Origin of the sequence: Psychrobacter sp. ER1, assembly GCF_048631835.1 — a bacterium.
GTDB lineage: Bacteria > Pseudomonadota > Gammaproteobacteria > Pseudomonadales > Moraxellaceae > Psychrobacter.
Genome location: NZ_CP184640.1, coordinates 1,116,355 through 1,137,090, shown reverse-complemented (window position 1 = coordinate 1,137,090; position 20,736 = coordinate 1,116,355). Strand labels below are relative to the sequence as shown.

At 42.3% G+C, this 20,736-nt stretch carries 15 protein-coding genes and 3 pseudogenes; 11 read left to right on the top strand and 7 right to left on the bottom strand.

What is annotated here, in order from left to right; genetic code table 11:
• Window positions 1-32: 32 nt before the first annotated feature.
• Complete coding sequence (gene sthA, locus ACOBWA_RS05225; protein ID WP_057759390.1) at window positions 33-1,682, bottom strand: Si-specific NAD(P)(+) transhydrogenase; 1,650 nt, start codon at window positions 1,680-1,682, stop codon at window positions 33-35.
• Between the two features lie 143 nt (window positions 1,683-1,825).
• Window positions 1,826-2,722 (bottom strand): pyruvate, water dikinase regulatory protein, encoded by an 897-nt coding sequence (gene ppsR, locus ACOBWA_RS05220; RefSeq protein WP_101205440.1) that lies wholly within the window; start codon window positions 2,720-2,722, stop codon window positions 1,826-1,828.
• A gap of 700 nt (window positions 2,723-3,422) precedes the next feature.
• Here ppsR and ppsA point away from each other — a divergent pair.
• The 8 genes and pseudogenes from ppsA to ACOBWA_RS05180 all read left to right on the top strand — a co-directional run bounded on the left by ppsA (window position 3,423) and on the right by ACOBWA_RS05180 (window position 12,038).
• Window positions 3,423-5,807 (top strand): phosphoenolpyruvate synthase, encoded by a 2,385-nt coding sequence (ppsA, locus tag ACOBWA_RS05215; protein ID WP_420230393.1) that lies wholly within the window; start codon window positions 3,423-3,425, stop codon window positions 5,805-5,807.
• 126 nt (window positions 5,808-5,933) lie between these two features.
• Window positions 5,934-6,902, top strand: a complete 969-nt coding sequence (locus ACOBWA_RS05210; protein WP_420230392.1) for an RDD family protein — start codon at window positions 5,934-5,936, stop codon at window positions 6,900-6,902.
• A 289-nt stretch (window positions 6,903-7,191) separates the two neighbouring features.
• The gene (gene rpsF / locus ACOBWA_RS05205) at window positions 7,192-7,596 is read left to right on the top strand and encodes a 30S ribosomal protein S6 (protein WP_101205443.1); all 405 of its coding nucleotides are present in this window, start codon (window positions 7,192-7,194) and stop codon (window positions 7,594-7,596) included.
• Between the two features lie 16 nt (window positions 7,597-7,612).
• A complete protein-coding gene (gene rpsR, locus ACOBWA_RS05200) occupies window positions 7,613-7,843 on the top strand; it encodes a 30S ribosomal protein S18 (RefSeq protein WP_010198808.1) in 231 nt (76 codons plus the stop codon).
• Between the two features lie 20 nt (window positions 7,844-7,863).
• Entirely contained in the window at window positions 7,864-8,370 is a 507-nt protein-coding gene (gene rplI / locus ACOBWA_RS05195; protein ID WP_057759378.1) for a 50S ribosomal protein L9, read from the top strand.
• A 354-nt stretch (window positions 8,371-8,724) separates the two neighbouring features.
• Window positions 8,725-9,000 carry a hypothetical protein gene (locus ACOBWA_RS05190; RefSeq protein ID WP_420230391.1) on the top strand — a complete coding sequence of 92 codons (276 nt, stop codon included), beginning with the start codon at window positions 8,725-8,727 and terminating at the stop codon, window positions 8,998-9,000.
• Window positions 9,001-9,432: 432 nt separating this feature from the next.
• The gene (locus tag ACOBWA_RS05185; protein WP_420230390.1) at window positions 9,433-10,791 is read left to right on the top strand and encodes a GntP family permease; all 1,359 of its coding nucleotides are present in this window, start codon (window positions 9,433-9,435) and stop codon (window positions 10,789-10,791) included.
• Window positions 10,792-10,903: 112 nt separating this feature from the next.
• Window positions 10,904-12,038 (top strand): annotated as a pseudogene (locus ACOBWA_RS05180) (glycerate kinase).
• Between the two features lie 126 nt (window positions 12,039-12,164).
• Here ACOBWA_RS05180 and ACOBWA_RS05175 read toward each other — a convergent pair.
• Entirely contained in the window at window positions 12,165-13,034 is an 870-nt protein-coding gene (locus ACOBWA_RS05175; RefSeq protein WP_420230389.1) for a LysR family transcriptional regulator, read from the bottom strand.
• Between the two features lie 107 nt (window positions 13,035-13,141).
• On the opposite strand from ACOBWA_RS05175, the gene ACOBWA_RS05170 reads away from it, so the two are divergent.
• Both ACOBWA_RS05170 and ACOBWA_RS05165 read left to right on the top strand, forming a co-directional pair.
• Window positions 13,142-13,642, top strand: coding sequence for a lactoylglutathione lyase family protein (locus tag ACOBWA_RS05170; protein ID WP_101205448.1), 501 nt, complete (start codon window positions 13,142-13,144; stop codon window positions 13,640-13,642).
• Between the two features lie 229 nt (window positions 13,643-13,871).
• Complete coding sequence (locus ACOBWA_RS05165) at window positions 13,872-14,684, top strand: enoyl-CoA hydratase (RefSeq protein ID WP_420230388.1); 813 nt, start codon at window positions 13,872-13,874, stop codon at window positions 14,682-14,684.
• Between the two features lie 190 nt (window positions 14,685-14,874).
• On the opposite strand, the gene ACOBWA_RS05160 is transcribed toward ACOBWA_RS05165, so the two are convergent.
• From ACOBWA_RS05160 to ACOBWA_RS05145, 4 genes and pseudogenes are all read right to left on the bottom strand, one after another.
• On the bottom strand, window positions 14,875-15,213 hold the full coding sequence (locus tag ACOBWA_RS05160; RefSeq protein WP_420230721.1) for a RidA family protein: 339 nt from the start codon (window positions 15,211-15,213) through the stop codon (window positions 14,875-14,877).
• A 163-nt stretch (window positions 15,214-15,376) separates the two neighbouring features.
• A pseudogene (locus ACOBWA_RS05155) lies at window positions 15,377-16,590 on the bottom strand (NAD(P)/FAD-dependent oxidoreductase).
• Window positions 16,591-16,966: 376 nt separating this feature from the next.
• Window positions 16,967-18,457 (bottom strand): ATP-dependent helicase, encoded by a 1,491-nt coding sequence (locus ACOBWA_RS05150; RefSeq protein WP_420230720.1) that lies wholly within the window; start codon window positions 18,455-18,457, stop codon window positions 16,967-16,969.
• A gap of 16 nt (window positions 18,458-18,473) precedes the next feature.
• Complete coding sequence (locus ACOBWA_RS05145; protein WP_420230387.1) at window positions 18,474-19,169, bottom strand: UvrD-helicase domain-containing protein; 696 nt, start codon at window positions 19,167-19,169, stop codon at window positions 18,474-18,476.
• Window positions 19,170-19,578: 409 nt separating this feature from the next.
• On the opposite strand from ACOBWA_RS05145, the pseudogene ychF reads away from it, so the two are divergent.
• A pseudogene (gene ychF / locus ACOBWA_RS05140) lies at window positions 19,579-20,668 on the top strand (redox-regulated ATPase YchF).
• Window positions 20,669-20,736: the final 68 nt, after the last annotated feature.

Here is a 20,736-nt window from a genome sequence, read left to right as displayed (position 1 = left end):
TTTTTATTTATACGATATAAATAGGCAATGGTTTAAAAGACCCTGTTCAAACCATTCAATGCTGCCACACGGTATGCTTCTGCCATCGTAGGATAGTTGAAAGTCGTATTTACAAAGTACTCAAGCGTATTGTTACTCTTACACTTCATCACGGCTTGACCGATATGAATAATCTCTGAAGCGTGGTTACCATAGCAATGGATACCTAGAATTTCTAACGTATCACGATGGAATAATATCTTTAATACGCCCGAACGTTCACCGATAATTTGGGCACGTGCCAGATGTTTAAAGAACGCCTGACCCACTTCATACGGAACTTTTTCATCCGTGAGCTCTTGCTCTGTCTTACCGATACAAGAGATCTCAGGAATCGTATAAATACCCGTAGGCACACTAGATACTGGCTCAGCATCGCTATCACCGACCATAAAGGCAGCAGCACAGCGCCCTTGGTCGTAGGCGGCAGAAGCTAACGATGGCCAACCGATGACGTCACCAGCAGCATAGATATTGTCGACGTCCGTACAGTAAGTATCATCTACTTTTAGCTGACCACGGCCGTTTGCTTTTAGCCCAATGGCTTCTAAGTTCAAGCCTTCAGTATTACCTGAGCGACCATTTGACCAAAGAATGGCATCAGATTTGATGCGCTTGCCGCTCTTTAAGTGTAAAACCACATAATCATCATGAGTCTCAAGATGATCAATCTCTTCGTTACTACGGATAAGCACACCGAACTGTCTAAAGTCATGCGCGATGGCATCACTGATTTCGCTGTCTAAGTAGTTGAGCAACTGATCTTGGTTATTGATTAGATCAACTTTGTAGCCAAGACCGGTAAAGATAGACGCGTACTCACACCCAATTACCCCTGCACCATAAATGATGATTTTTTTAACCACATAATCCATTTGCAAGATTTTGTCAGAGTCAAAAACGCGTGGATGGTTAAAGTCTAAAATCTCAGGACGGTAAGGACGACTACCGACAGTGATGATGGCTTTATTAAAAGTGATGGTTTCATAAACATTTTCATCGACTTCAATACGTAGCGTATGTGCATCAATGAAACTTGCCCAGCCTTGGATGACTTCGATACGGTTGCGCTCATAAAAACGTGTATGGGTACTGACTTGACGACGAATAACTTGACGCGCTTTGGCGAGTACTTCATTTAGCGGTACTTGCTTATATTCCATCGCCTTGGTAAACATTGGATCACGGCGGAAGTTAATCAAGTTAAATACAGATTGGCGCAGTGCTTTACTTGGAATTGTACCGACGTGAGTAGAGTTACCCCCTACTTGATCACGTGGATCGACGACGACCACTCTTTTACCAGACTTGGTCAATTTCATAGCAGCGGCTTCACCAGCAGGGCCCGCCCCCAAAACAACGGCATCATACTCATACTCATGATCGTCACTTTTTAGACGACGAGAGTCTTTGGTAAAACCAGATTTAATATCGATTCGTGTGTCATCGAGCGGATTCACTAAGTCAGGATGATGCATGACATCATCAGTCACTTGCTCGTGAGTCTGCTCTATTTTTTCTTTTTTGTTCTTACCTTCGGTATGTTCAGGGCTTGGCACGTGTCCGCTAGATTTATTTGATACTTCGGTGTGAATATCTTTACCAGTATCGTTGGTCTCGTCGCTTGCACTTTTACTTACCATGATATCCTCTTTATTTGTTGATTCTATTTGTGTACGAGTTAATCTTCTTAAATTTAGGCAATTTATTGAGGTTGAGCCCACAATAAGCCATAAATGTAGTTTGTACACTATTCACATAGAGTAACCACTACAAAAGCCTTTAATTACCCGATACGGCGTTTGAGACCTGTCATCTGCAAAATACGCGTGGCAATCTCTTCAACAGACATCTCCGATACATCTAAGCTTGGGATACCGTGCGTGATATAAATACCCTGAATCGCGCGCTGCTCTTGCTGGCATTGCTGATAGCTTGAGTAACGACTGCCTGCACGGCGCTCTTGACGGATTTTTACTAAGCGATCAGTATCGATGAGCAAACCAAACAGCTTGTCTTTGTGCTCACGTAATGCTTTTGGCAACTGATTGTCGTACAAATCATCTTCAGTCAAAGGATAGTTAGCCGCTCGAATACCAAACTGTAATGCCAAGTATAGCGATGTCGGTGTCTTACCAGAACGTGACACACCCACCAAAATAATATCTGCTGCATTATAGTGACGAGTGCGCGCGCCATCGTCATTATCTAAAGCAAAGTGAACTGCATCGATACGCTCTTTATAGGTCTCGGAATCGACATCATCATGTGCATGGCCTGAATGACCATCTGGCTCCACACCAGTCTCTTCTGCAACACGGCCAATCAGACCTTCATACATATCTAAATTACAGCTATGTGCCGAGTTGATCTTTTCACGAATCTCAGGATTAACGATCGTATCGAAAACCAATGGCAACGACCCATCGCGCTGATACGCCATATTTATTTGTTCAACCGCATCTTCCGCACGCTCTAAGCTATCGACGTATGGCAATACTCTTGTCTCAAAAGGAACTGAGGCAAACTGACTCAAAATAGCGCGTCCAAGTGTCTCAGCTGTAATCGCTGTGCCATCTGAGATAAAAAACGCCGTTCTAATGGCTTGTGAGCTGTCCAAGTTTAGCGCGTGGCGATTTTGGATAGTGGACTTAACTTGTTCAGATGGATTGCTTGAGTACATATCGTTGACACCTCGGTTGAAAACTCAATAATGACCTTCATTTAGTTTTTGGTATAGACCTTAGTAATAATTCAGACTTGGTAAATGTTTAGCAGTTATTGACTATTAATAGCATTACTTTGACTATCATTAATAGTGTGGCTTTTACTTAGATTTTTACAGTTACCTTTATAACTCGTATAACTAGGCTTTATAACTGCCTACTTCAAACGAGCCTTTTTCAGTACCTATACCGCACATTTATTATGCAATGTGCATCAACTATCTATGCGCTACATTATACGCATATTAGCTTCTTAATAGAAATCAATGTTACAGGCGTACACTTAGCACCAACATTGTTTTTCATATTGTCGTCATAGTTAATTCACCTCTCATTAAGGCTTTTTTATGCTTCTTTTATATAGACACATAAGATTGAAACATAAATTATGGAAATACTCTAAATGTGGCTTATTGGAATACATCTATTTTATGCAGTAATTGGCTTTTATAAGCGCATAATATCGTCACTAACGATGATGTTTTCCATCTGAGTAAATACGAAACCTGATGGGACTGGCCCTAATTTATGTAGCAAACCCCACAATTTGTATATTTTTAACAAGTTTTTTGGTGAAAACCCTCGAAATTGTCCTAATATGGCGGTATAATTCACCGTTATAATCTTTACTAAATAACCTTATTTTCTGGAGTTATCATGGCAGCGCAATCTACAGCACTTGTAATCAATCTTGATCAGCTAGGAAAAGACGACATCGAAATGGTTGGTGGTAAGAACGCTTCGCTTGGCGAAATGATCAGCCATCTTTCTGATTTAGGCGTTAGTGTTCCAGGCGGCTTTGCCACCACTTCAAATGCATTCAACCGCTTTTTGACTGAAACCGGCTTGCTTGACAAAATCAACAATGAACTAAAAACATTAGATGTTGATGATGTAAAAAAACTTGCAGAAACTGGTAAAAAGATTCGTACTTGGATTATTGAGCAAGAACTGCCAAAAGATCTTGAGCAAGAAGTACGTCAATCATTTGAAACCATGAGTGGCGGCGAAGACATCGCTGTTGCTGTACGTTCTTCTGCTACTGCTGAAGATTTGCCAGATGCGTCATTTGCCGGTCAACAAGAAACCTTCTTGAACATTCGCGGTATTGATAACGTCCTAATTGCTATTAAAGAAGTATTTGCTTCTCTATATAACGACCGTGCAATCTCTTACCGTGTACACAAAGGTTTTGAGCACGAAGGCGTTGCACTATCTGCTGCCGTACAGCGTATGGTACGTTCAGAGACTGGTGCTGCTGGTGTTATGTTCACGCTAGATACCGAAAGTGGCTTTGATCAAGTGGTATTCATCACCTCAAGCTATGGCCTAGGTGAAATGGTTGTACAGGGTGCGGTTAACCCAGATGAGTTCTACATCTCTAAGAAATTGCTAGCCAATGGTAAACCGTCAGTTATTCGTCGTAACCTAGGTAGCAAGCATAAGAAAATGGTTTATGGTGAGGAAGGCAGCACGGCTAAATCAGTTAAAACCGTTGATGTTGAAAAACAAGATCGCATGCAGTTCTCTCTATCTACTGAAGAGCTAACCTCACTTGCCAAACAAGCGGTAACGATCGAACAGCATTATGGCCAAGCAATGGATATCGAGTGGGCAAAAGACGGCGATACTAACGAGATTTTCATCGTTCAAGCACGTCCTGAGACTGTTAAGAGCCGTCAAGACAGCAACGTAATGGAGCGTTATGTCATCGACACGACTGGCGCAAAAGTATTGTGTGAAGGTCGTTCAATCGGTCAGCGTATCGGTTCAGGTAAAGTGCGTATCGTTAGCAACCTAAACGAGATGGACAAAGTAGAAGAAGGCGACGTACTCGTATCAGACATGACTGATCCGGATTGGGAACCAGTTATGAAGCGCGCTTCTGCTATCATCACCAACCGTGGTGGTCGTACCTGTCACGCTGCTATTATCGCGCGTGAGCTAGGTGTGCCAGCTATCGTTGGTTGTGGTAACGCAACTGAGCTATTGGTTGATGGTCAAGACGTAACTGCTTCTTGTGCGGAAGGCGACACTGGTTTCATCTACGAAAGCCAGATTGATTTTGAAGTACAGACTAACTCTGTTGAATCTATGCCAGAGCTAGCATTCAAAGTGATGATGAACGTTGGTAACCCAGATCGCGCATTCTCATTTACCCAAATGCCAAACGAAGGTATTGGTCTTGCACGTCTAGAGTTCATCATCAACCGTATGATTGGTGTCCATCCAAAAGCCTTGCTAAACATGAACAGCTTGCCACGTGAAATTGCGCAAGCAATCCAAGAGCGTATAGCAGGCTATGCCTCACCTGTTGACTTCTATGTTGATAAATTGGTCGAAGGTATCTCAACCCTAGCTGTTGCCTTTATGGATCAGCCAGTGATCGTTCGTATGTCAGATTTCAAATCAAACGAATACGCTAACCTGCTTGGTGGTAAGTTGTACGAACCATCAGAAGAAAACCCAATGCTTGGTTTCCGCGGTGCTAGCCGTTATGTATCTGATAACTTCCGCGACTGTTTTGAGCTTGAGTGTAAAGCACTAAAACGTGTACGTGATGACATGGGCTTGACCAATGTTGAGATCATGATTCCATTCGTACGTACTGTTGGCGAAGCCAAAGAAGTCATCGAATTACTTGAGAAAAATGGTCTAAAACGTGGCGAAAATGGTCTACGCGTCATCATGATGTGTGAGCTACCAACCAACGCCCTATTGGCAGAAGAGTTCCTAGAGTACTTTGATGGTTTCTCAATCGGTTCTAACGATTTGACTCAGTTAACGCTTGGTCTTGACCGTGACTCAGGTATCGTCTCACATCTATTTGATGAGCGTGATCCTGCTGTTAAGAAGCTATTGTCTATGGCTATCGAAGCTTGCCGTAAGCAAAACAAATACGTCGGCATCTGTGGTCAAGGTCCATCAGACCATCCAGATCTAGCGTTTTGGTTAATGGAGCAAGGTATCAGCTCAGTGTCATTGAACCCTGACTCAGTACTAGATACTTGGTTCTTCTTAGCTGGTGAAGAAGCAAAGTAAACCGCTACCTTTAGTCACAGCGGTCATTCACACAGTCATTAAAGATACCACTATTAGGGTCTATTTGATTTTTTCAAATAGACCCTAATATAATGTCCTAAGACATGACTAACTATGCAGGCAATTATGCAGATTTTCCTTGCTCGAAATAACGTACAAGCTGGCCCATATCAGTTGGAGCAGCTGAACATCATGCTGGCATCTGGCGAAGTATTGCTTGATGATTTGATGTGGCATGAAGGCTTAGCTCAGTGGCAGCGCGTAGGTGATCTTACCAATAACCAAACGGTGTATCGCCCGACCAGTGCTAACACGCCTGAAGTAAACGACTCTATCATCAATAACGTGACCGTCTTCCCTGAAGATACTAATAAATCGAAAGATGATAAGTCAGTATCGTTAGACAGACTATATGGCAAGCCTGAACGTCCTAAAAACGTGAAAGCTGACATGACGACCAATCGTCATCAAACGCCGCACAACAATGTCTCACTGAATAAGTCTACTCTCAAAAAGGCTGTTGCAGACAATGATAAAGTCGTCGGCAACGTGGTACTTGCGCCAATCATGTCACGCGTATTGGCGACTGCATTGAATGGCCTACTTTATATATTGGCCATACTGCCGCTAGTAATGGCATTGACTAAGATGGATGTGGACTATACCAAGTTCCAAAACATCCAAGATATGGACGCCGCTTATCAATATTCCATGACGCTGATGGAAAGCCTTCCTAGTAGCACATTGATGATGTCACAGGTGATGGTCTTTGGGCTATTTGCCTTACAGTTGGTATTTATTACCATGCGTGGTCAATCGCTAGGCAAGCTGATCACTGGTATTCGTGTCGTGGATCAAACCACGCATCGCCTACCTTCGTTCATTAAATTGATTGGTACACGTACGTTATTGTTGTTTATTATCTATAACTTACTGTTTTCGTTTACCAGCTTTTTAGGCTTTGTGATTATCGCTATCCATTACTACATGGCATCTAAAAGCCCTGAAAATATTGGTTGGCATGACAAACTTGCCAAAACCTTAGTGGTCAAAGCAGACAGTAGCCAATTGGCAAAGAAGTCAAAATCTGAATAACAGTATTTAGTTTGGCTATTGGTTTTATAACTCGTTATACTTAAAAAAGCTGCGTACTATCGCGGCTTTTTTATTTAGCAAAGCTTATTTAGCCTTTTTTATATTTTATTGACAGTAGCTTGGTGATTAACCTTTGTGTTAGTTGCCGAGTACTGTTATAATACGGCGCTTTATAAACTAAGCTTATTCTTGATTGTTTTTTATAAAATATGACTAGAATTGGGCTTACCTTATAAATCTCCTTGCTATTAACATAGGGTTAATAGCTACTAATCCGTAAGGAGTCATAATGCGACATTACGAACTGGTGTTACTTGTACACCCAGACCAAAGCGACCAAGTGGTCGGCATGGTTGAGCGCTACATCAAGTTAGTTCAAGACAACAACGGTGTTATCCATCGTCTAGAGGATTGGGGCCGTCGTCAACTGGCTTATCCAATCAACAAGATTCACAAAGCTCATTACGTTCTTTTCAACATTGAAACTGACGGTGAAACTTTAGCTGAACTTGAAGAATTATTCCGTTATAACGACGCGATCATTCGTAGTCTAGTTATGCGCCGTGACGAAGCTGTCACTGAAGAGTCGCAGTTAGCCAAGAATGCCGATGAAAAACGCGCACGCAAAGCAACTACTCGTCGTCCAGATAATCGTGAAAACGATAATGACGACAACGACAACAGTGAAGACTAATTAAAGGAGAATACTCATGGCACGTTTCTATCGCCGTCGCAAATTCTGCCGTTTCACTGCTGAAGGCATCACTCACATCGACTATAAAGATGTTGAATTGCTAAAACAGTACATTAGTGATAATGGTAAAATCGTACCAAGCCGTATTACTGGTACATCTACTAAATATCAGCGTCAATTAGCGACTGCTATCAAGCAAGCTCGTTATTTATCGCTACTTCCATACACTGATAACCATCAAGGTTAACCGCTAACTAGGAATGACTCATGCAAATTATTTTGTTACAGCGTATCGTCAACCTTGGTAAACTCGGTGAAACTGTCGATGTAAAACCAGGTTACGGACGTAACTTTCTTATCCCTCAGGGCAAAGCACTACCTGCTACTAAAGCTAACATCGAAAAGTTCGAAGCACGTCGTGCTGAACTTGAAGCTGAAGAAGCAAAAGAGATCGCTGTTGCTCAAGAGCGTGCTGATGCATTGACTGACGTTAATGTTATCATGCGTGCTAAATCAGGTGACGAAGGCAAGCTATTCGGCTCTATCGGTACTCGCGATATCGCTGAAGCATTGACTAACTCAGGTCTAGAAGTAGACCGTGCTGAAATCAAGCTACCTGAAGGCACTCTACGTCAAGTTGGCGAATACAATGTTGATATTCAGCTACATCATGACGTTACTGCTAGCATCTTAGTTACTATTCTTTCTGAAGATGGTAACAATGAAGATTCAGCTGACGAAGAAGCTGCTGAAGAAGACTATTCTGAAGAGTAATCTTCTATATAGTTAGACTCAGTCTGTAAAAAGCCAGCAACTTAGGTTGCTGGCTTTTTTACGTGCGTCATTTTTGACATTAGAGTTTATGTATTTAGATTATTTATATCACTAACTTGCACCCCTTTATCTCAATAAATGTGGATTTTATATATTCCTAAACAGCTTAGGGTTCTCAAAAAATCTATTGCTATGATAGCGGTGTTATCTATGCAATGTTGTAGTAACTAAATGCAACAACTACCTTAAAAACGCTATACCAAACAACAAGATACTGCCTATATAATCATCTTTATTACTATTAGCAGAATTGATAATCTACTGCTATCTAATGTACTAATAGGGCGCAAGAACATGAAAGAAAATCATAACATTCATACCAATGACAAGCTTATCTGTACCCAAGGTAATGCATACTACTCCGAAGGAGAGGTGTATACAGTTGGCAGAATAGTCAATGACAAATACTTTCAGCTACTAACCAGTGGTAACGACGATCATTGGTATGCCACGTTGGATGATCAAGGCATTTACGTCAGCTTTGATACTGCAACTGCTACCAATAACAAAGCTTTTTTGATAAGATTGCCTAACTGTCAATCAGGGCACTCCTTAGAATACCTATTCTAAAAATAATCATTACTCAGGTAGGTAAATATTGTTTAGACAAAAACTGGTCATTATAGATGGCCAGTTTTTTTGGTTTGAAGTATTAGCAATTGCTAGTTATAAAAGTATTTCCACACACGTCTTCGACGTTTTATTACTAACTTCTCTCATTTCAAAATTAAGTATCTCTCGATTTTTTGTCAACAGCGCCAACTATTTAACGAATCTATTTCCTAGCGGCGTCTATTTGCTATAAAATATGCCCCTTTAAAATTTCGTATCGTTAGTGATGCAGATAGTTGGTCCAATATCGTTTAAATGTAGATATGGTAAAAGCACTTGCAAGCACTATGCAAAGTAGAATTAGCAAGCTATATACCGTATTTAATCTCGATATAATTGGCTATATTGGCATTGGTAATCAATTAAGATATAAACCATATTGAGACAGTGATGATTGTATTTTGGCTTGTGCTGACCATTCTTTTTATTATTTTCGCTACCGCAAAATTAAAGTGGCATCCCTTTTTAGTGCTGATTTTATCCGCTTTCTTGGTCGCACTATTTTATCAAGTACCGCTTAATACTGTCGCAAAAACGATCTCAGATGGTTTCGGCGGTATTTTAGGCTATATCGGACTTGTAATTGTATTTGGTACGATTATTGGCTTAATCCTCGAAAAAACCGGGGCTGCTATCGTAATGGCAGAGTCAGTTATCAAAGTATTAGGGCCACGCTTCCCTACTTTGACCATGTCAATCGTCGGTGCAGTCGTTTCGATACCTGTATTTTGTGACTCAGGCTATATCATCTTGAACTCTCTAAAAGAGTCTCTAGCTGAGCGTCTAAACGTCTCTAGCGTGGCAATGAGCATTGCCTTAGCCACTGGTCTATACGCTACACACACCTTTGTCCCACCTACGCCAGGCCCAATTGCAGCGGCAGGTAACTTAGGTCTAGAGTCAAACTTGGGTCTGGTCATCATGGTCGGTGTGGTCGTGACAGCAGTTGCAGTACTAGCTGGCTGGTGGTGGTCTAACCGCTTTCTCAATGCGACACCTGACAACATAAACGAAGCTGACGCGCCAGCAGCAGCTATGCCCGAAGGCATGAAAACTCGCGACGATTATAGCCATTTGCCTTCAACAACGATGGCATTTTTACCGATTATTGTTCCTATTATCTTGATCTGCTTATCTTCGGTTGCTAACTTCCCAAGCGCACCATTTGGCAGTAGCATGGTAGCGGAGATTTTGATATTCATTGGTAATCCGCTTACTGCACTACTTATCGGTTTGTTCTTATCGTTCTTCTTGATTAAATCAAGCCAAAAAACGCAAGAAATCAGCGACAGTATCTCGCAAGGTTTGGTAGTAGCAGCCCCTATCCTACTGATCACTGGTGCTGGTGGCGCGTTTGGTGCCATGCTAAAAGTAACACCGATCGGTGACTACCTAGGTTCGACGCTATCTGCTTTGGGTTTAGGTATCTTCATGCCATTTATCGTCTCTGCGGCGCTAAAAACAGCACAAGGCTCAACCACAGTCGCATTGGTTACGACTTCTGCTATGGTTGCCCCACTATTGAGCCAGATTGGCCTAGACAGCGAACTTGGACGCGTGTTCTGCGTGATGGCAATCGGTGCCGGTGCCATGACCATCTCACATGCCAATGACAGCTTCTTTTGGATTGTTAGCCAGTTTAGTCGCATGAGCGTGGCACAAGCGTACAAAGCTCATTCAATGGCCACTGGTATCCAAGGTGTGACTAGCATCGTATTTATCTGGTTATTGACCCTAGTGTTTATCTAGTTCATGAAATTGGGTATTTCTACAGACGTTTATTTGATGATTGCTAAGTAAACGTTTTAAAACATGACACTATCGCAATGATCGTGTCATTAAGATATTCAAAGAGAGCCGTATGAAAATTTTGATCGCCCCTGACTCGTTTAAAGAAAGTTTAGAAGCACTGGACGTGTGCCATGCCATTCAATCTGGCTTTAGCCAAGTGTTTCCAGATGCTGACTATAAGCTGTTGCCAATGGCCGATGGCGGTGAAGGTACCTCTGCGGTATTGTCTTATGTATTGGGCGGGCGCTGGAAAGAAGTCAGAGTACATGACCCATTGATGAGACCGATTACTGCGAAGTACCTATTATTGCCAGACGCGACCGCTGTTATCGAAGTGGCTCAAGCGTGCGGATTGCACCTACTGACAGCTGATGAGCGTAATCCCGTTATTGCGAGTAGTTATGGTGTTGGGGAGCTGATCGAAGATGCGCTAGAAGAAGGTGCTAAGCGTATCGTTATCGGTCTAGGGGTAGCGCAACCAATGATGCAGGCCTTGGCATGCTAATGGCGTTAGGCATAACATTTCATGACATCAATGATAGCCTACTCACTCATGGTGGTGGCGCACTTGCCAGCCTACATAAGCTCGATAATACTAGCCTGCATGCAAAGATATCAGACACGGTATTTGAGGTTGCTTGTGATGTGACCAATCCATTATGCGGTCTGCTGGGTGCAAGCGCAGTATTTGGCCCACAAAAGGCGCTTGTCCAGAGCAAGTCAATACCTTGGACAAGGCACTCAGTCACTTTGCGACCATCTGTGGACATCATGGCTATGAAGACTGTCAATACGTTGAAGGCGCTGGCGCGGCTGGCGGTCTTGGTTATGCGATGATGACGTTCTTTCAAGCTCAGTTGAAGTCAGGCTTTGATACGGTTGCTGAAGTGGCTCACCTGTCACAGCACATCGCAGAGACTGATCTTGTCATCACTGGCGAAGGCAAGCTCGATGCACAAACAGCCATGGGGAAAGTGGCAGGCGGTATCAGCCAAATCGCTAAAGCTAGCCGTACACCTGTCATCGCTATCTGCGGCAGTGTCGATGGACTAAAACCTGCTCAAACCAGTCAGTTCGATGTGGTCATGCCGAGTATCCAAAAAGTAGACACGATCGATAATGTGTTAGGTTCTGCTTACAACAATATTGAGACTACTGCTGCTAATATTGCTGCAAGTATCAAACTTGGGCAGACTTTAAGATAGACGTAATCTTTCATAGTCGCAATCTATCAATGAACCTCTTCTGTTAAATGCGCAGCTATTGAACCTTTTATTAGCCCTTTGTTAGCCCTTTGTTAGCTGTGCATGTATCATTCACTCTCAACATATCTATAGCCATTTTTTTACTTCATCAATGACCGTATGCATTCTATTAGAGAGTGCCTGCTGTCTTCTGACTGCCAGATATAGCGTTTCGCTAACGGCAACTGGTAAATGATGACTGTTAATCAGTTCAGGCTTTGGATAAGCAGCCACGGCATGTGCTGGCAAAACAGTAAAGCCGATTCCTCTGCTGACGGGCTCTAGTATCAGGCCAATCTGATTCGAAAAGCCCTTTTTCTCAAAGTCATTGATATGCTGGAATTGATCATAATTGGCGGTCAGTAGCATGCCTGCATGATGGGCGCCATCTGGATGATCGATAAATCCAAGCTCGATAAGCTGCTCCCAGCTAGGCTCTGCTGTAGCCGCAGGAGTTACTAGTATCAATGCTTCTTGCGCCATAGGTTTGCAACTAACCGTTTCATCATCTGAGATATCAGTCATAAAACCAATATCAATCTCGTGATTTGCCAGCGCCCGCTCAATATCAGAATTTGGAGCAAAACGGTAATCAATCACTAGTTTTGGATACTGCTGCTGTAAAGACAAAAGCTGCGGATATAACTTGAGTCCCACACTCCCCGGTGACATCAACCGCACCAATCCTTCATAGGGCGGATCTTCACCGATACGCTGTTCTAAATTTGATAATCGCTGCAATATCTCGCCTGCTTCTTTATAAAGCTGCTCACCTGCATTGGTCAATGAGAACTGCTTTCCTTGTCGAATTAACAAGTCTGTATCTAGCTGCTCCTCTAACTTACTTATGTGTTGGCTCACACCAGACTGCGTCATATATAGACGTTCAGCCGTACGAGTAAAGTGTCCAACTTCGGCAAGCGTACAGAAAGTTCGTAGCCATGTGATATTTATCATTAGATTTCATACTTATTTATATAATATTTGATAATTTTACATAATGACGGTGCATTTGTATACTGGCCTCACGTTAAACAAGAGTACAGCAAACAGGAACACAAGCTATGAACAACGTTTATCCAAGAAGCTTTTCGCACATCGGTCTGTCAGTCCCTGACTTAGATGCCGCCGTAAAATTTTATACTGAAGTGATGGGTTGGTACACCATTATGGAACCAACTGAGATTGTCGAAGATGACAGCCCGATTGGTGAGATGTGTACTGAAGTATTCGGTGCAGGTTGGGGCAGCTTCCGTATCGCTCACCTATCTACTGGTGACCGTATCGGTGTTGAGATTTTTGAATTCAAAAACCAAGAAAACCCTGAAAACAACTTTGAATACTGGAAAACAGGTATCTTTCACTTCTGCGTTCAAGATCCAAATGTTGAAGAGTTGGCTGAGCGTATGGTTGCAGCAGGCGGTAAAAAGCGTATGGAAAAACCACGCTACTACTACCCTGGCGAAAAACCTTACCGCATGATCTATATGGAAGACCCGTTCGGTAACATCGTTGAAATCTATAGCCACAGCTACGAGCTTATCTATAGCGAAGGCGCATACTAGGTTCAGTATAAATACAGCTTAGTATAAATTTAAGTTAGTATAGATTTAGATTATATCTGATTGAAAAACCAATAGCGTACTCATCATCTGAGTGCGCTATTTTTTTGTGCGCTCTATATTAATAAACTATTGTATAGAATATGAGCCATGCTATTATTTAAAACGCTTTATATAACTTTATAAATAATAATATTTGCCAAATTAAACCACCCATTATCAAGGATGATAAATGACACAATCTGACGTTATTCTAGACATGAATGACCTTCTGGTTATTAGAGAAGAGACTAAAAACAGTGGCGTCGTTACGCTCACCTTAAACCAACCCAAGCAGTTCAATGCATTATCCGTTGAAGTGTTGTCTGCCATGCAAGCAGAGCTAGACAAAATCGCTCAGGATGACACAATTAGAGTAGTCGTGATTCAAGCGACAGGCAAAGCATTCTGTGCTGGTCATAATCTAAAACAGATGCACACGCATGTAGATGCAGCATTTCACCGTGTCCTATTCCAGCAATGTAGCAAAATGATGCTTACCATCAACCGTATGCCGCAAGTCGTCATTGCAAAAGTACAAGGCATTGCCACAGCCGCAGGATGTCAGCTGGTCGCCGCTTGTGACTTGGCCGTTGCCGCTGATAATGCAAAATTTGCCACCTCTGGGATAAACGTTGGACTGTTCTGCTCCACGCCTGCCGTTGCTGTCAGCCGTAATCTACCTCGTAAGCAAGCGTTTGAAATGCTAATCACAGGTGAATTTATCGACGCGCATACTGCCTTACAATATGGATTGATCAATCGAGTAGCACCAGCGGAACAGTTAGAGCAAGTCTTACAATCGTTGATAGAAGCAATCACTGTCAAATCACCAGTAGCGGTAAAAACTGGCAAAGACATGTTTTATAAACAACTGGATATGAACATCGAAGACGCGTATGACTATGCCAGTGAAGTAATGACGGGCAATATGATGGCAGACGATGTGGGTGAAGGTATTGATGCTTTTATTGAGAAGCGCCAAGCGGTATGGAAAGGGTGCTAGTACCTATGACACTAATCACTGTATTGCTTAGCTGACGTCATACGGCGTGTGCTTGGATTAAAAAGCTAGCATATTTCTTTTCAATAATCGAGTTGGCTTATTGCGAAGCATAAAAAAGGCCACGATATCGCTATCATGGCCTTTTTTATTTCTATTTAATACAAGTGCTACAGATACTATGAGCCGTTTATTACTCAGCAGCGATAGCGATCATTTCAACCAATAGCTCAGGACGTGCCAATGCTGACTCACCACAAGCGCGAGCTGGTGGCTGAATACCTTCAAACCACTGGTCATAAACTTCATTCATAGCAGCAAAGTCAGCCATGTCTTTGATCCAAACCGTGACTGATAGTAGCTTTGATTTATCACTACCAACTTCTTCTAGCAACGTTTGGATTTTTTCTAAACAAGTCAATGTTTGTGCTTTGATATCGTCTTCAGCATTACCTACCTGACCACATAAATAGATAGTCTGGTTATGAATTACGGTTTTGCTCATACGTGGCGTGCTGTGTAGCTTCTTAATCATGTCTATACCTTTCATTTATTAATTTAATTCTGTGCTAACTATAGTCAACCCACTATAAAAGCGTTACAGCGTTAACCTCGCTTGAAGTATGACATATACATCTGCACTCGGTTGCCTTGTACCGCTCTTAAACTGGATCAATTATATATCAGATGCGCTCTTAGTTAGAAAAACGCTGGGCACTAAATGGTGCAAGATCGACCAATGTCGGCTTGTCGTGGATCATCTCTTCGACCAGACGCCCTGTCATTGGTCCTAAGGTAAAGCCTTGATGACTATGACCAAATGCAAACCATAGTTTGTCATGCTTGTCAGCAGGACCGATTACTGGCTTCATATCAGGCATACAAGGACGTGACCCTGCCCATGCTTCACTCTCAACCGCATCTTCTAGTGGCAAGATTTTTTCGCCAGCTTCAATACAGTTTTTAACTGACCAAAGTTCTTTGGCGCATTCATCGTGGTCATCTCAGCACCAGTAGTGATACGGATACCCTGCTGCATCGGCCCCATCACAAAGCCTTTGTCCATATCAAACATACTGTGATTGATGGTGTTCTTCTCTGTCACTTTGAAATGCTGATGATAGCCGCGCATTGGGAATAGTGGCAAGTTATAACCAAGTGGTCTGATCAAATCATTAGACCATGGGCCTGCTGCGATGACCAATTTATCACTATAGTAGGTATCGTTATCAGTGATAACTTTCCAGCCCTCACCGTCTTGAACGATTTCTTTCACATCGCTTTCTTTGATCGTACCCTGCATATCTTGGAAGTTCTTCGCGTATGCTTTTACTAGCGAGCTTGGGTTTGATACTTGCCAAGAGTTTTTCCAATGAATTGCGCCAACAAAACCTTCAAAATTGGCACTAGGTTCCATTGCTTTGAGCGCTTCAAGGTTCAGTACGTTATGCTCAACACCTTGGTTACGCGCGTCAATTGCTGATACTTGAGCTTCTTTGAACGTCTCTTCTGAGCGATGCAATTGCAACCAACCATCACGAGTAATGAGCTCATCAGCACCAGAAGCGCTAATCATGGTTTGGTGCTCACTAGTACAATGCTCAATCAACGTCTGCCACTCTGATTCAATCTTTTTGACTGAAGCTGGCGTAGAGTATTTCCAGTACTGAAGCAGTGCTTGGTGATAACGCAAAATTGCCGGGATACGGTAACGAATGTCAGTCCCTTGGTTTGGCAATACTCTGATCATTTCTGTCAGCTGACGAGGAAAAGGATGTGTATGAATGGCTTCGCGCTGAATCAATCCTGCATTGCCGTATGAGGTCTCTGACCCTGGCAATTTTTTGTCTAACAATAATACATTTGAGTTATTTTTTTGTAGATGCCACGCGATTGACGTGCCAGCCATACCTGCACCGATAACGATAACTTCGTAGCGCATAACCTATCCTTTTCTTAGGGTGTTAATACAGAGTATCAAATATAAGGGTCTAACAGAATTAGGTGGTAATAGTAACGCATTAGGATAAATTTGAAACCCTTATCTGAGAAATATTTTCGCGTCACATACTTTTGGTTATGGGGTTTTTGAGAAGGTATTTTTGATAGGAATAATACTGGCATTGAGCAATAATCTAGCAACAATCTTAGTGAAAATAGCGTCAAATTATCCAATGTTTTTAGTTATAAAACGCTCAAGTATTCGACAGCTCACTTATCTATATTACTGCATAGCCTTATTAGCTTATGTTTAATTGATTGTATAATCAACTAAACTTGAAGTATTACCACCAAATGGGGTCATCATCTTCTATCATGGTCCGCCTTGTCGTCTCAACCGTTACCTCGTCCGCAGATAGCTCAGCGATAAAACGTGACGGTTTGTCAAAGTATCCAGAATAACTAGAAAAGTAATTTGGTGCCGTCAGATATAACTGGGTTTTGGCACGACTGCAGGCAACATAAAACAGCTTACGCTCTTCTTCTAACGCTTCAAAGTCATCTAAAGAACGATGATGCGGCGTGATGCCATCTACTAAAGAATTCACAAACACTACTGGCCACTCAAGCCCCTTAGCACTATGAATGGTAGAGATAGTGACTTTGTCATTGCTACTGTCTTGTCCATTATCCAAATTGCCCATCACAGCCACCGAATCATTAGGCGGGTCTAAAGCAAGATTTTCTAAAAAGCTATCAAGGGTTGTGTGCTCTGTCGCTAAGTTCTTTAATACCCGAAAATCTTCGGTACGCTCACGCCAATTTTCTTCAATCAGCTTTAACACTGGAGTATAAAACTCAAGAATATGTCCAATAGCTGTCTCGACCGATTCAGCTTGCTGTGCCTTGGCAAGCGCATGATATAGAGGTTCTAGCTGATCGCTCTTTTTTGCAAAGGGCGCGGCCAGTAAGGATTCAAATGCATTATTGTCAGTAGTAATAGCTTGGGTTAAGCGCGTCGCCGTTACTGCTCCTACCCCTTTAAACAAAGTTAAAATACGATGCCAAGCAATTGTGTCATTTGGGTTGTAGAGTATTTTGACAAAGGCCAATACGTCTTTGATATGCCGTCTTTCAATGAACTTGATACCACCCACCACGATAAAGGGAATGTTGCGCGCCATAAACTCTAGCTGTACGTAATTGGACTGAAATGACGTACGGCATAATACCGCAAAGTCGTTGTAGTCATACTCTGACTTTAGCGCGACGATCTTATCAGTGATATAGCCCGCTTCTTTTGGCTCATCACTGAGTCGTCGAAATACTGGTTTGTGTCCTTCTATCGGCGCATCAGAATACAGCTGCTTTTGATAGCCTAGCGTGATTTGCGCGGACAACGCATTGATATAGTTTAAAACGGACGGCGAGCTGCGATAATTTTGCTCAAGCTTAATAAGTTTGGCATGAGGATAAGTCTCACCGAACAGCAAAATGTTTTCGTAATTGGCACCGCGAAACGCGTAAATACTTTGATTGTCGTCACCAACTACCATCAGCGATACCGACTCAGGCTCACATATTAAGTCGATTAGCTGCTTTTGCGGAATATTGGTGTCTTGGTATTCATCAACCATAATGTAACGATATTGGCTTTGCAGCAGCTGTCGAAAGGTGTCATTGGTTTTTAAATGACGCACTACTTGGCTGATGATGTCATCAAAATCATATAAGTGATTGGCGCGCTTGTACTCATGAAAGTCAACTGCCAGCTGCTCGATGATAGGAATATGCACGGCAATATCTGGGTAGTTACTTTCGATTAAGTCACGAATTTGTATACGTCTATTTCTAGACGTCGAGATGATATTTTGCAGCGTTTTTTGCGTGGAAAGGCTTGTGACTTGGTCTGATTAGGATACTTTTTTCTTTATGCACCAAGTCGATAGCATCCTCACTATCGCCAGTATCCAAAATCGTAAACCTTGGATTGATACCGAGCAGTCCTGAATATTGACGTAGCAACATATTACAAAACGAGTGAAAAGTACCACTAGTGATACTGTTTAATGCCTTATCGGTTGGCAGCTTATCCTCGGCAAGCTCTGCATCTGATAGTTCTTGATTTGAAAGACTGCTTGCCAACAAAGACTTAGCGCGATCTTTTATTTCATTTGCCGCTTTACGCGTAAAGGTCAGTAGCAAAATTTCTTTAGGCGACACCCCATTTTCCAATAGATAACTGGTTCGATAGGTGAGCGTTTTAGTCTTGCCCGATCCTGCACCAGCAATGACCAATACTTTGCCGTCGATCGTAGTCGCGGCTATTAACTGATCAGGATTTAACTCACTGGCATAATCGACCTTTAACCTCAATCCACTATCTAGCCTCTGCTTTAATAACTTGAGGTTTTTCGTCTCAGCAGTATCGATTAAATTCGCTTCTAACTTTTTAATAGCCTGCTCAAGCCGAGTCAGTTTAGGCTTCATCTCAAGGAAGTTCTGCGGGTATTTATAGTGGCGTGTGTCAAAAATCGAGGTTGTCATTGTCTAAAATTGCCTTACATTTTATTTTGGCGATATTATCAGCGTATGTCTGACTGTTTATAGCTTTAGAATAAGTATGATTTGCTAAAATTGACAGAATATATGTGCTGAATTTACGTGAAGTTCAAGCCCTTATCTATGCGTGACAGTTTAGCATATTAAAAAATAGGATTTATTAGCCCACATAAGCTATGCGTCACTCTTATTGATTCGCCTTATTCATTTTTAAGCCTCTAATATGACCTGCTTTTATCATAAAGTTGCTTATCATTATCAGGTAAAAACCTGAGCATATACCGTAACAACCTCACCCCTATTCAGGTAAATTTGCTACAATGTGCCCAATTTTGATTTATCATTTAACCAAACTTTATACCAACTGATTTTATTAATACATTGAGAGAATGTTATGGGTTTTAATTGCGGCATCGTCGGCCTACCAAACGTGGGTAAATCCACCTTGTTTAATGCGTTGACCAAAGCGGGTATCGCCGCTGAAAACTTTCCATTTTGTACCAAAGATCCCAACACGGGTATCGTGCCAGTACCAGACCCACGCCTAAAGCAACTGGCTGATATCGTCAATCCTGAACGCGTATTACCAACGACCATGGAGTTTGTTGATATCGCAGGTTTGGTCGCAGGCGCGTCAAAAGGCGAAGGTATGGGTAACCAATTCCTAGCCAACATCCGTGAGACCGATGCGATTGCTCACGTTGTACGCTGTTTTGATGATGACAATGTCGTCCACGTTGATGGCCGCGTTAGCCCGATTGATGATATCGAAACCATTAACACTGAGCTCGCATTGGCAGATTTAGAAGCTGTTGAGCGCGCAATCCACAACCAAACCAAAAAGGCTAAAGGTGGTGATAAGGACGCGCAAGCATTGCTTGATGTGTTCAAAAAGTTGAACCATTATTAGCAGAAGGTAAAGCGGCTCGTGCAGCTAACCTAGACGCTGATGAGAAAAAACTGATCAGAAGCTATGGTTTAATTACGCTAAAGCCGACCATGTATATCGCTAACGTCTCTGAAGATGGTTTTGAAAATAACCCATATCTCGACGCTGTTCGTGACTATGCCACTGGTGAAGACTCTATCGTAATCGCGCTATGCAATCAGATCGAATCTGAAATCGCCCAACTTGATGAAGATGATAAAAAGACTTCCTAGCTGAAATGGACATGGAAGAAGCCGGTCTTGACCAAGTCATTCGCGGTGGCTATGACTTACTTGATATGCAGACTTACTTTACCGCTGGCGTAAAAGAAGTACGTGCTTGGACTGTCGCTATTGGTGCGACAGCGCCGCAAGCAGCTGGCGTGATTCATACTGATTTTGAGCGTGGTTTTATTCGTGCTGAAGTCATTGCGTATGATGACTTTATCGAATACAACGGTGAAAAAGGCGCTGCTGCTGCTGGTAAATCGCGTTTAGAAGGTAAAACTTACATCGTACAAGATGGCGATGTGATGCACTTTAGATTTAACGTGTAACTTTAAATAGTATAGCTTGTTTAAAGTTAATTAGCCGATGTTGGATATTCTCCATCATCGGCTTTATT

Bases quoted from the DNA above. Each gene is read 5' to 3' on its own strand.
- rpsF (WP_101205443.1), top strand. From the start codon at position 7,192: ATGCGACATTACGAACTGGTGTTACTTGTACACCCAGACCAAAGCGAC.
- ACOBWA_RS05145 (WP_420230387.1), bottom strand. From the start codon at position 19,169: ATGACAACCTCGATTTTTGACACACGCCACTATAAATACCCGCAGAAC.
- rplI (WP_057759378.1), top strand. From the start codon at position 7,864: ATGCAAATTATTTTGTTACAGCGTATCGTCAACCTTGGTAAACTCGGT.
- sthA (WP_057759390.1), bottom strand. From the start codon at position 1,682: ATGGTAAGTAAAAGTGCAAGCGACGAGACCAACGATACTGGTAAAGAT.
- ppsA (WP_420230393.1), top strand. From the start codon at position 3,423: ATGGCAGCGCAATCTACAGCACTTGTAATCAATCTTGATCAGCTAGGA.
- ACOBWA_RS05210 (WP_420230392.1), top strand. From the start codon at position 5,934: ATGCAGATTTTCCTTGCTCGAAATAACGTACAAGCTGGCCCATATCAG.
- ACOBWA_RS05170 (WP_101205448.1), top strand. From the start codon at position 13,142: ATGAACAACGTTTATCCAAGAAGCTTTTCGCACATCGGTCTGTCAGTC.
- ACOBWA_RS05175 (WP_420230389.1), bottom strand. From the start codon at position 13,034: ATGATAAATATCACATGGCTACGAACTTTCTGTACGCTTGCCGAAGTT.
- ACOBWA_RS05165 (WP_420230388.1), top strand. From the start codon at position 13,872: ATGACACAATCTGACGTTATTCTAGACATGAATGACCTTCTGGTTATT.
- ACOBWA_RS05190 (WP_420230391.1), top strand. From the start codon at position 8,725: ATGAAAGAAAATCATAACATTCATACCAATGACAAGCTTATCTGTACC.
- rpsR (WP_010198808.1), top strand. From the start codon at position 7,613: ATGGCACGTTTCTATCGCCGTCGCAAATTCTGCCGTTTCACTGCTGAA.
- ppsR (WP_101205440.1), bottom strand. From the start codon at position 2,722: ATGTACTCAAGCAATCCATCTGAACAAGTTAAGTCCACTATCCAAAAT.
- ACOBWA_RS05185 (WP_420230390.1), top strand. From the start codon at position 9,433: ATGATTGTATTTTGGCTTGTGCTGACCATTCTTTTTATTATTTTCGCT.